At 71.9% G+C, this 10,886-nt stretch carries 10 protein-coding genes; 6 read left to right on the top strand and 4 right to left on the bottom strand.

Features of this window, described 5'->3' with window-relative positions; all coding sequences use genetic code 11:
• The first annotated feature begins 9 nt into the window (after window positions 1-9).
• The 3 genes from IC607_RS01780 (at window position 10) to IC607_RS01770 (ending at window position 2,753) form a co-directional block, all read left to right on the top strand.
• Entirely contained in the window at window positions 10-783 is a 774-nt protein-coding gene (locus IC607_RS01780) for an IclR family transcriptional regulator (RefSeq protein ID WP_191785275.1), read from the top strand.
• Between the two features lie 205 nt (window positions 784-988).
• The gene (locus tag IC607_RS01775; protein ID WP_191785274.1) at window positions 989-1,648 is read left to right on the top strand and encodes a bifunctional 4-hydroxy-2-oxoglutarate aldolase/2-dehydro-3-deoxy-phosphogluconate aldolase; all 660 of its coding nucleotides are present in this window, start codon (window positions 989-991) and stop codon (window positions 1,646-1,648) included.
• Window position 1,649: 1 nt separating this feature from the next.
• Window positions 1,650-2,753, top strand: coding sequence for a sugar kinase (locus tag IC607_RS01770; RefSeq protein WP_191785273.1), 1,104 nt, complete (start codon window positions 1,650-1,652; stop codon window positions 2,751-2,753).
• A 74-nt stretch (window positions 2,754-2,827) separates the two neighbouring features.
• Here the strand turns inward: IC607_RS01770 and IC607_RS01765 are convergent, their stop codons facing one another.
• From IC607_RS01765 to IC607_RS01755, 3 genes are all read right to left on the bottom strand, one after another.
• The gene (locus IC607_RS01765; RefSeq protein ID WP_191785272.1) at window positions 2,828-4,147 is read right to left on the bottom strand and encodes an ABC transporter substrate-binding protein; all 1,320 of its coding nucleotides are present in this window, start codon (window positions 4,145-4,147) and stop codon (window positions 2,828-2,830) included.
• 99 nt (window positions 4,148-4,246) lie between these two features.
• Window positions 4,247-5,167 (bottom strand): carbohydrate ABC transporter permease, encoded by a 921-nt coding sequence (locus IC607_RS01760; RefSeq protein ID WP_191785271.1) that lies wholly within the window; start codon window positions 5,165-5,167, stop codon window positions 4,247-4,249.
• 7 nt (window positions 5,168-5,174) lie between these two features.
• The gene (locus tag IC607_RS01755; protein WP_191785270.1) at window positions 5,175-6,152 is read right to left on the bottom strand and encodes a carbohydrate ABC transporter permease; all 978 of its coding nucleotides are present in this window, start codon (window positions 6,150-6,152) and stop codon (window positions 5,175-5,177) included.
• 200 nt (window positions 6,153-6,352) lie between these two features.
• On the opposite strand from IC607_RS01755, the gene IC607_RS01750 reads away from it, so the two are divergent.
• The 3 genes from IC607_RS01750 to IC607_RS01740 are packed head-to-tail and all read left to right on the top strand — an operon-like array spanning window position 6,353 to window position 9,941.
• Window positions 6,353-8,308, top strand: coding sequence for a DUF6807 family protein (locus IC607_RS01750; RefSeq protein ID WP_191785269.1), 1,956 nt, complete (start codon window positions 6,353-6,355; stop codon window positions 8,306-8,308).
• A complete protein-coding gene (locus IC607_RS01745; RefSeq protein ID WP_191785268.1) occupies window positions 8,299-9,447 on the top strand; it encodes a Gfo/Idh/MocA family protein in 1,149 nt (382 codons plus the stop codon). The genes IC607_RS01750 and IC607_RS01745 overlap by 10 nt, the downstream gene beginning before the upstream one ends.
• Before the next feature lie 53 nt (window positions 9,448-9,500).
• Window positions 9,501-9,941 (top strand): hypothetical protein, encoded by a 441-nt coding sequence (locus tag IC607_RS01740; RefSeq protein WP_191785267.1) that lies wholly within the window; start codon window positions 9,501-9,503, stop codon window positions 9,939-9,941.
• 4 nt (window positions 9,942-9,945) lie between these two features.
• On the opposite strand, the gene IC607_RS01735 is transcribed toward IC607_RS01740, so the two are convergent.
• A complete protein-coding gene (locus tag IC607_RS01735; protein ID WP_191785266.1) occupies window positions 9,946-10,857 on the bottom strand; it encodes an AEC family transporter in 912 nt (303 codons plus the stop codon).
• Window positions 10,858-10,886 lie beyond the last annotated feature (29 nt).

Below are 10,886 nucleotides of genomic sequence, written 5' to 3'. Positions count from 1 at the left end.
ATGGCGAGCATGAGCGCAGAGTCGCCCGCCCCCTCCGCCACGTCGCCGATCGAGAGCGTCGACCGGGCGTTGCAGGTGCTCGGTGCGCTCGCCGCGGCCGGTCCGCGAGGCCTCGTGCTCGCGGACCTGGCGATGCGGCTCGGCATCCACAAGACGACCGTGCACCGCACCCTCGCGGCGCTGCGGTTCCGCGAGTTCGTGACGCAGGACCCGCGCACGGGCGCGTACTCGCTCGGCGGCGAAGCCGTCGCGCTCGGGGAGGCGTACCTGTCGGTCGAGAATCTGCAGGTCCTGCTGCACCCGGCGCTCGTCGCGCTCTCGCGGGACGTCGACGAGCTGGTGCACCTGGGCGTGCTCACCGGCAGCCAGGTCCTGTACCTGGACAAGGTGGAGCCGGACCGCCCCGTGCGCGTGTGGTCGGAGGTGGGGCGACGAAGCTCCGCGCTGACCACGGCGCTCGGTCGCGCGATGCTCGCGTACCGGGCGACGGGTACGGACGCGCTGGCCGGCTACGGCGACGCCGTCGACGACCGGGTCCGCGAGCAGGTGGCGCTCGCGCGCGCGACGGGCCGGGCGATCGAGGACCAGGAGAACGAACCCGGCATCGCGTGCGTCGCGGTCCCGGTGCTCCGCGGCGGGGCCTCGGTCGCCGCGGTCAGCGTCACGGTCCCGGTCGAGAGGTTCGGACCACAGCGGGTCGACGACCTGCACACCCGCATGCGGGTCGTGCTCCCGACGTTCCTCCCACCGGGCCTCCACCTCCCGGAGACCGCCTCCGCCTGACCCGCCCGCCCAGCGCCGTGGCGGGCGCCCGCGGTTCGAGGTGCTCCCGCTCGCCGACGCTCACCGGCCGGCCTCGTCGTCGACTCTATCCGTGGATCGATCGGCCGGGTGGCCCGTAGCGGCCGTGGTCGGGCGACGTCACGCACGGTAGACTCGTTTCGTTCAGCGGTTACCTTGTTTCGGACAGCGCAATGGAGCTCTCTCAGTGAACGACATCCTGACCCGCCTCACCGGTCATCGGCTCGTGCCCGTCGTCGTGATCGACGACGCGGCGCACGCCGACGCCCTCGCCCAGGCCCTCGTCGACGGCGGCCTGCCCGTCGCGGAGGTGACGTTCCGCACCGCGGCCGCGCCCGACGCCATTCGTGCGATGGCCGACCGCGGCGACGTCCTCGTCGGCGCCGGCACGGTCCTCACCCCGCGGCAGGTCGATGAGGCCGTCGCCGCCGGCGCCTCGTACGTGGTCTCACCCGGGACCAGCCGGGCCGTGATCGAGCGGTGCGCCGAGCACGGTGTGCTCGCGCTGCCCGGCGCGGTCACGGCGACCGAGGTGCAGGCCGCCCTGGAGCTGGGCGTGAGCACGGTCAAGTTCTTCCCGGCAGGGACGTCGGGCGGCCCGAAGGCCATCGCGGCGCTGGCGGCGCCCTTCGTCGGCCTGACGTTCGTCCCGACCGGCGGTGTGGGTCCCACGAACCTGGGTGAGTACCTCGCGCTGCCGTCCGTCGCGGCCGTCGGCGGTTCCTGGATGGTGCCCCGCGACCTCGTCGCCGCCGGCGACCTCACGCTCGTGCGCGACCTCGTCGCGGACGCCGTCGCGCTGGCCGACGAGCTCCGCCCCCGATCCGAAGCCTTGCAGGGAGCCTGACATGACCGACCTGAGCATCCGTCCCGCGGCGGACACCCGCTACGACATCGTCTCCCTGGGTGAGGTGATGCTCCGCCTGGACCCGGGCGAGGGCCGCATCCGCACCACCCGGAACCTGCGGGTGTGGGAAGGCGGCGGCGAGTACAACGTGGCCCGTGGCCTGCGCCGCGCTTTCGGGCTGCGCGCCGCGATCGTCACCGCGCTCGCCGACAACGAGATCGGCCGGCTCGTCGAGGACTGCATGCTGACCGGCGGCGTGGACACGTCGTTCGTGCGGTGGGTGCCCTACGACGGCATCGGCCGCACAGTCCGCAACGGCCTGAACTTCACCGAGCGCGGTTTCGGGGTGCGCGGCGCGGTCGGCGTGAGCGACCGCGGCAACACCGCCGCGTCTCAGCTCGCCCCCGGCGACGTCGACTGGGACCACCTGTTCGGCGAGCTCGGGGTGCGCTGGCTGCACACCGGTGGCATCTTCGCGGCCCTCTCGGAGACGTCGGCGGACACCGTGCTGGCCGCGGTCCAGGCCGCCAAGCGGCACGGGACCGTCGTCTCCTACGACCTCAACTACCGGCCCAGCCTGTGGAAGTCGATCGGCGGGCAGGCCCGCGCGCAGGAGGTGAACCGCCAGATCGCGCCCTTCGTCGACGTCATGATCGGCAACGAGGAGGACTTCACGGCGTCGCTCGGCTTCGAGGTCGAGGGCGTCGACGAGAACCTCTCGAGCCTCGAGGTCGACGCGTTCGGCGCCATGATCGAACGCGTGTCGCAGGCCTACCCCAACTTCGCCGTGATCGCGACGACGCTGCGCACGGTCCACTCCGCCACGGTCAACGACTGGGGCGCGCTGGCCTGGTCGCGGACGTCCGGCCTGGTGCAGGCCACGCACCGCGAGCGCCTGGAGATCCTGGACCGCGTGGGCGGGGGCGACTCGTTCGCGTCGGGCCTCGTCTTCGGCCTGCTCGAGGGGGAGGACCTGGGCGTCGCGGTGAACTACGGGGCCGCGCACGGTGCGCTCGCCATGACCACGCCCGGCGACACGACCATGGTCACCAAGGCTGAGGTCCTCAAGCTGGCCGGCGGAGGCGGCGCCCGCGTCGACCGCTGACCCCGACGCACGAGAAGAGGGCCCCCCCGCCGGTGGCGGGGGGCCCTCTTCTCGTCGTGCTCAGGAGCGCAGGGTCACTTGGTGGTTGCTGCGGTGACCTGCTCGGTGAACTCCGCGGCGCCCTCGGCGGGAGACTTCTTCTCGAAGAGCACCTCCTCGTTCACGCGCTTGATGATGTCGGCGACGTCACCGGCACCGTTCGGCGGGACCGGGGGGCCGTCGACGATGTCGCTGCCCAGGTCGGCGAGGAACTGCGCCGCCTGCTTGTCGGTGTCGTTGAAGCTGTCGGTGACCGCCGCGCGGACGTCGGTGTTGGCGGGCAGGCCACGGTCGGACAGGATCTTCTTGCCGGCCTCCGTCGAGTTGACCAGGTAGTCGACCAGCATCTGCGACTCCTTGGGGTGCTTCGACTTCGCGGAGACGGAGTAGAACATGGCGGGCTTGAAGTACATGCCGGAGCGCTGGTTGCCGGTCTCGCCGGGGACGCGGAGCAGCTGCAGCGGGTGACCCGCGGCGTTGGTGATGGCCGTGAGCTGGTTGGTCCAATACCACGCCATCGCGCCCTTGCCGGTCCCGATGAGCGACTGCTCGGGCCCGGCGTTGCCGAGCTCGACGCTCTGGGCCGCAGTCGGCTGACCGCCGGCCTTCTGCATGTCGATCGAGTTCTGCCACCACGCGGCGAGCGTCGCGTCGTCGTAGCCGACAGAGCCGTCCTCCTTGTACAGGGACTGGCCGCGCTGACGGGCGTAGATGGAGAAGCCGGCCTCGTTGGAGCCGTAGTCCTGGGCGCCGACGATCTTGCCGTCCGACTTCTTGCTGATCTCGTTGGCCAGGCTCACGTAGTCGTCCCACGACCACGTCTTGTCGTCGGGCATCTCGACGCCGGCGGCCTTGAACGCGTCCGGGTCCGCGACGATGGTGTACGCGTTGATGCCCGTCGCGATGCCGTAGAGCTTGCCGTCGATCGTGCCGCTCTGGAGCACGGACTTGTCGATCTTCGAGGTGTCGAGGCCCAGGTCGTTGAGGTCGGCCAGGACGCCGCGGTTGGCGTAGTCGGACAGGAAGCGCTCCTCCTGCGTGATGACGTCCGGTGCGTCGCCCCCGGCCACCGACGTGCTGAGCTTGTCGAAGTACGAGTCCCAGTCCGTGTAGTCGGGCGTCACGGTGATGTTGGGGTGCAGGGCCTCGAAGTCCTTGATGACGTCCTGCGTCAGGGTGTGGCGCGTGTCGGACCCCCACCAGGAGAACCGGATGGTGACCTTCTCGTCACCGCCCGACGTGGAGCCACCGCTGGCGTCGTCGTCCGACGACCCGCAGGCGGTGAGTGCGAGCGCGCCGACGGCTGCGAGGGCGGCGACCCGGAAGCTGGTCGATCGGATCAAACGGCGGTTCATGGTTCTCCTTCGTGACGAGACGACTCTGTGCTGGTCACCCCGGGAGGATCGGTCCCGGGTTCGTGCTGCCGTCACCCGGGCTGGGCCGGGTGACGGGTGCTACTTGATGCCGGTCGTGGCGATCCCCTTGACCAGGTACTTCTGGCCGAAGAGGAAGACGAGGAACACGGGGATCAGCGTCACGAGCGACATCGCGAACATCGGTCCCCACGAGCTCTGGCCCGTGGAGTCGAGGAACGTGCGCAGCGCGACGGGAGCGGTGTACATGTTCGGTTTGGTCAGGAAGATGAGCTGGCTGAAGAAGTCGTTCCACGTCCAGATGAAGGTGAAGATGGCCGTGGTCGCCAGCGCCGGGCCGGACAGCGGCAGCATGATCCGCAGGTAGATGCGGATGTGACCGCACCCGTCCAGCCGGGCGGCCTCGTCCAGCTCGCGCGGGATGCCGCGGAAGAACTGGACCATGAGGAAGATGAAGAACGCGTCCGTGGCCAGCAGCTTCGGCACGATCAGCGGCAGGAACGTGTTGATCCACTCGAGCTTCGAGAAGAGCACGTACTGCGGGACGATGATCACGTGGATCGGCAGCATGATCGACATGAGCATGATCGAGAACCACAGCTTGCGGCCGCGGAACTCCAGCCGGGCGAACGCGTAGGCGGCCATCGAGCAGCTGACGAGGTTGCCGATCAGCGAGCCGAGCACGATCACGGCCGAGTTCAGCAGGTACCGGCCGAACGGCTCCGACAGGGCGGTCCAGCCGTTGGAGTAGTTGCTGAGGTCGATGTTCTGCGGGATCAGCGACAGGTCGCGGAAGATCTCGTCGTTCGGCTTGATCGAGCTCGCCACCAGCCAGAGCAGGGGGTAGAGCATGATGAGCGCGAGGGCGATGAGGCCCAGGTGCTTGAGCACCGAGCGCGTGCGGGCCGGCCAGGGGGAACGGCGGCGGTGGGCGGTGGCCATGGCGCGGGCCGACGAGTCGGGCCGGGAGTCATGGATCCCGGCGGCGGGGTCGGGGCGCATCTGAAGGTCAGTCACTGTAGAACACCCAGTACTTGGAGGCGAGGAAGTTGATGGCGGTCATCGCGGCGACGATGAGCACCAGCAGCCACGCCATGGCGGACGCGTACCCCATCTCCAGGGAGCCGAAGCCCTTCTGGTAGAGGTACAGCGTGTAGAAGAGGGTCGAGTCCGTCGGGCCACCGGAGCCTCCGGAGACGACGAAGGCCTGCGTGAAGCTCTGGAACGCCCCGATGATCTGCAGCACCAGGTTGAAGAAGATGATGGGCGTCAGGAGGGGGAGCGTGACGGAGCGGAACTGGCGGATCTTGCCGGCGCCGTCGATCGACGCGGCCTCGTAGTACATCTCCGGGATCTGCCGCAGGCCCGCCAGGAAGATGATCATGGGAGCGCCGAAGGTCCACACGTGGAGCAGCACGATGGTGCCCAGCGCCGTGTCGGGGTCGGAGACCCAACCCTGGCCCTGCACGCCGAAGAAGCCGAGGAAGGCGTTGACCAGACCGTCCACGCCGAACACCTGCCGCCACAGGATGGCGACGGCCACCGACCCGCCCAGCAGCGAGGGCAGGTAGAACACGGAGCGGTAGAACGCCAGGCCGCGCATGCCGCGGTCCAGCAGCATCGCGAGGCCGAGGGCGGCGATCAGCTGGAGCGGGACGGCCGTGACGACGTAGGTGAACGTGACCTTGAGCGACTGGTGGAGGCGGTCGTCCTCCCACATCCGAGTGAAGTTGCCGAAGCCGATCCACTTGGCCGGCTGCAGCAGGTTGTAGTCGGTGAACGACAGGTACGCGGAGGCGACCATGGGGCCGATCGTGATGAGCCCCAGGCCCAGGAACCAGGGCGCCAGGAAGATGGCGGCCATCTTGCCGTCGCCACGGGACCTGCGTACCGCGCCGCCCGCCCCGTCCGGCGTGCTCGTGCCCTTGCCGGGCGGTCCGCCACGGCCGGACCGGGCGGTCCGGCGCAGCTCTGACACCACTGACATCTGCGATCACCTCGTTGTGCTCGTTCGTGGGAAACCGGTTCCCTCGCCGGTACCGTAGCACCGGGTCAGGCTCTTGGGAACCGGTTTCCCATCGTGTATGTTCGGCCGTATCCGGACCGTGACGTCCGCCGTTCGAGACGCGATCCGTCTCGGGTTCCCTCGTCCGCGAAGGACCCGACGACGTACCGCAGGAGGCTGCAATGACGCAGAACGTGTGGGCCCGCACCGCGCCCACGATCGCCGAGGTGGCCAACGCCGCCGGCGTGTCCCGCGCGACCGTGTCGCGCGTGATGAACGGTCGCGTGACGGTCGACCCCGACCTCGCGCAACGCGTCCGTGAGGTGGCCGAGCGACTCCAGTACCGCCCCAGCAACGTCGCCCGCAGCCTGTCGCTGGGCCGCACCAACACGGTGGCCGTGGTGGTTCCCGACCTCGCGAACCCCATGTTCCAGCAGGTGCTCCGCGGCGTGGCCGGCGCGGCGGGGGAGGCGGGGTACCGCGTGCTGGTCGCGGACACCAGCGAGTCCGAGGTCGACGAGCAGCAGGTGGCGCTCGACGCCCGCACGCGGTGCGACGCGCTGGTGCTGGTGTCCCCGCGGATGCCCGAGGCCACCCTGCGCACGCTCCTGCAGCAGGTGGGACCCGTCGTCGTCGTCAACCGCGAGCAGGACGGCATCACGTCGACCCTCACGATCGACTACGCCGCCGGCGTCGAGGACATCGTCGAGCACCTCGTCGGGCTCGGCCACCGCCACCTGCTCTACCTGGCCGGCCCGCCGTCGTCGGCCTCCCACCTGACCCGCCTGGGCGCGCTGCGCGCCGCCGCCGCGCGCCTGGACGGCGTCCGGCTGAGCGAGCGCGCGGCAGGACCGTCGGTCGAGTCCGGCTATGCGGCCGCCGAGGACGTCCTCGCGTCGCGCGCCACCGCCGTCGTCGCCTACAACGACCTCGTCGCGTTCGGCCTGCTGGCGCGCCTCAACGAGCTGGGCGTCGCCGTCCCGGCCGAGATCTCCGTGACCGGGTTCGACGACATCGAGTTCGCCCGCTTCGCGGTCCCGTCCATGACCACCGCAGCCGTCCCCCAGCGCGAGCTGGGCCGGCTGGCCTGGCAGCACCTGGCGGCGCTCGTCGCCGGTGACCATCCCGACCCCTCTCCGGCGGCCATCCGCCCGGTCCTCGCCGTGCGGGCGAGCACCGGACCGGTCCCGCCGGGCGCCCGACTGGAGGCCGACCACGTGAGACTCCGCAGCGACAGCACCACGTCCGTGCTGACGACGACCTGGGCGGAAGGGGACGCCGCGACCCTCACGGGCGTCGTCCGCGTCGGGCCCGACGACGACGTCCGGATCCCGCTCGCGCACTACGACACGGGCACGTCGCTCGCGTCGGTGCACTCGCCGCGGCCGTTCCTGCACCCGGTGCGCAGCGCGTGCGGGGTCGCGCTCACCCAGACGAGCCCCGTGGACCACCGGCACCACTACGGCGTCTCGATGGCCGTGGCGTCGGTGAACGGGACGTCGCACTGGGGCGGTCGCACGTTCCTGCGCGACGAGGGCCCGACGCTGCTGCCCAACCACGGCCGCCAGGACAGCCTGGGCGTGCGGTTCGGAGACGACGGCACGACGCTGGTCGACCGGCTGGTCTGGCGCGACGAGCACGGCCGCCCGCAGCTGCGCGAGGAGCGTCGCATCGCCGCGTCCCCGCTCGACGACGCGAGCGGCTGGGCCATGCGCTGGACGTCCGTGCTCGACGCGCGGCACGGCGCGGTGCGGATCGAGAGCCCGGCCACCAACGGCCGCCCCGGCGCCGGCTACGGCGGGATCTTCTGGCGGCTGCCGTCGGCGGACGCGACGACCGTGCTGGGTGAGGGGCTCGTGGGCGAGGACGCCGTGCACGGCAGCTCGTCGCCGTGGCTCGCACTGGTGCAGCGCCGCGAGCAGGCGACGACGACCCTGCTCCTGGTGCAGCCGACCGACGTGCGGCCGTGGTTCGTCCGCGTGCGTGAGTACGTCGGCGCCGGGCCCGCGCTCGCGTGGGACGCGCCGCTCGGCATCGCGGCGGGGGACGCGCTGAGCGTCGGGGTCGCGGCCGTCGTCGTCGACCGTGCGCTGACCGAGGACGAGTGCGCGGAGCTGGCGGGGCAGGCATGGGCGTGAGGGCCACGACCGCGAACTTGGCCCCGTCGGTGGCCGTCGTCGGCGTGCACGGCCACGGCGCCAGCCACCTGCGTCGCCTGGCCGAGCAGCAGCTCGACGGCAGCGTCCGGATCGCGGCCGTCGTCGACCCGCGGCCCGTGGACGGCCACCCGGACGTCCCGGACGGCGTGCGCTGGTACGCCGACCTCGACCAGCTCCTGGCCGACCGCGCACCCGACGTCGTCGTGCTGGCGACCCCGATCCACACGCACCTGGCGCTCGCGTCCGCCGCGATGCGGGCGGGGTCCGACGTGCTGCTCGAGAAGCCGACGGTCACGTCGATGGCCGAGCACGCCGAGCTGCTGGACGTCGTCGCGCAGACCGCGCGGCTGTGCCAGGTGGGCTTCCAGACCTACGCGTCGCATGCGCTGCGCGTGCTGGACCGGATCGTCGCGGACGGGGAGATCGGGACGCTCGAGGGCATCGGCGCGGTCGGCACCTGGGTGCGCACGGCCGCGTACTACGGTCGCGCACGGTGGGCGGGCCGGCGCACGCTCGACGGCGTGGCGGTGGTCGACGGCGTCGTCACCAACCCGCTCGCGCACGCGGTGGCCACGGCCCTGCTGCTGGCGGACGCGTCACGTGCCGAGCAGGTCGCGGACGTCGTCGTCGACCTGCACCGCGCACACCCGATCGAGGCCGACGACACGTCCAGCGTGGTCGTCACGACGGACACCGGCCTGCGCGTCGGCGCCGGCCTGACGGTGTGCGCGCCGGGGCGGTCGCCCGCGCGCGTGGTGCTGTACGGCTCGCACGGCACGGCGACCCTCTTCTACGAGACCGACGACATCGAGGTGGACGGCCGTCGCGGTCGTCGGCGCATCGGCTCGACGCGCGGCGACCTGCTGACCAACCTGCTCGACGTGCGTGCCGGGCGCGCCGACGCCCTGTGCGCCGACGTCGCCTCGACCGGCGGCTTCATGCGCGTGCTGGACGCCGTGCGCACCGCTCCCGACCCGGCGCCGATCGCCGACGAGTGGCTCGACCGGCGCGGGACGGGTGACGAGGCCTGGCCGGTGGTCGCCGACGTCGAGGCCTGGTGCGAGCGGGCCGGGCGCGAGCAGCGCACGTTCACCCAGCTGGGCGCGCCCTGGGCCTGACACCCGATCGCGCGACCTGCTCTACTGGTCGCCTGGCGGTGGGAGGTGCGGTGATGGGCACACGACTGCTCCTGGCGTGCGTGCTCGTGGTCGTCTCGTTGGCGGGGTGCGACAGCGGGGAGAGCAGTGACAGCGGGGCGAGCAGTGACAGCGGGGTGAGCGGCTCGGCGGCGTGCGCGGTGCCCGCCACGGAGGTCTCGGCGACGACGGCGCACCCCGGCGACACGCTCACGGTCGTCAGCCACGACCAGTTCGACGTCAGCGGCGACGACGAGTGCCCCGACACCGGCCGCAGCCCCGTCACCTGGACCCCGCGCACCGGGCTCGCGGTCACCTGGCAGCAGGAGAACCGGACCGCGACGCTGGCCACGGGCGACGCCGACGCGAGCGGCGAGCTGACGACGGTGGTCACCGTCCCCGCCGACGCGCTCCCGGGTCCGGCGACGATCGTCGTCGACCACGCCGAACCGGCGACGATCGACGTGGTCCGCTAGGACCTCACGACAGCAGCGCGGCGACCACCAGCAGGACCGGGACGCAGACGATCGTCGTCACGACGCCGGCGTCGCGGGCCAGCTCCGGGGACGTGCGGTAGCGGATCGCGTAGACCAGCACGTTCTGCGCGGTGGGTAGCGCGGCCATCGTCGTGACGGCCAGCAGCGCGTGCGGCGGCAGGCCCAGCAGCGTGCCGATGCCCCAGGCCAGCGCCGGGTGCACGAGGTTGCGCAGGACGACGACGACCGCGAGGTCGGCGCGCGGGACCACGCCCCGCGGCGTGCGGGGTCCGGCCAGGGAGAGCCCGAACGTCAGCAGCGCGAGCGGTGCCGCGGCGGCACCGACGACGCGCAGCGGCTCGAAGGCCACGTCGGGCAGCGACCACGGGAGCGCCGCGAGCAGCAACCCGGTCAGCGTCGCGACGATGATCGGGTTGCGCAGCGTGCGCCCCAGCACGGGGCCCAGCGCCGTGGTCCGCGACTCCGCCGACTCGAGGATCGTGAACGCGACGGGCGCCAGGACCAGCAGCTGGAAGAGCAGCGGCGGCACGACGGCGACCGCATCACCCAGCAGGTAGACGGCCAGCGGCAGGCCGATGTTGCCCGCGTTGACGTAGGACGCGGCGAGGGTCGCGATCGTCGCCTCTCCCGCCGGGTGGCGGCGAGCGAAGAACAGTGCGGCGACGCCCGCGACGACGGCCGTGCTGAGCCAGCTCGTCGCCGCGGACCGCGACACGAGCTGGTGCAGGTCCGCGTGCGCGACGGTCGTCAGCAGCAGCGCAGGGGTCGCGACGACGAAGACGACGCGCGCGAGCGCCGACGCCGCGTGCTCGCCGAGCGTGCCGCGCGCACCCAGGAACCACCCGGCCAGCACGATGACCGCCATCGTGCCGATCGCCTCGAGCACGGCGGTCATGCGAGCACCGCCGTCATGCGAGCACCGCC

It is taken from the genome of Cellulomonas sp. JH27-2 (genome assembly GCF_014837175.1).
Taxonomy (GTDB): domain Bacteria; phylum Actinomycetota; class Actinomycetes; order Actinomycetales; family Cellulomonadaceae; genus Cellulomonas.
This window is presented reverse-complemented; position numbering and strand designations above follow the sequence as displayed.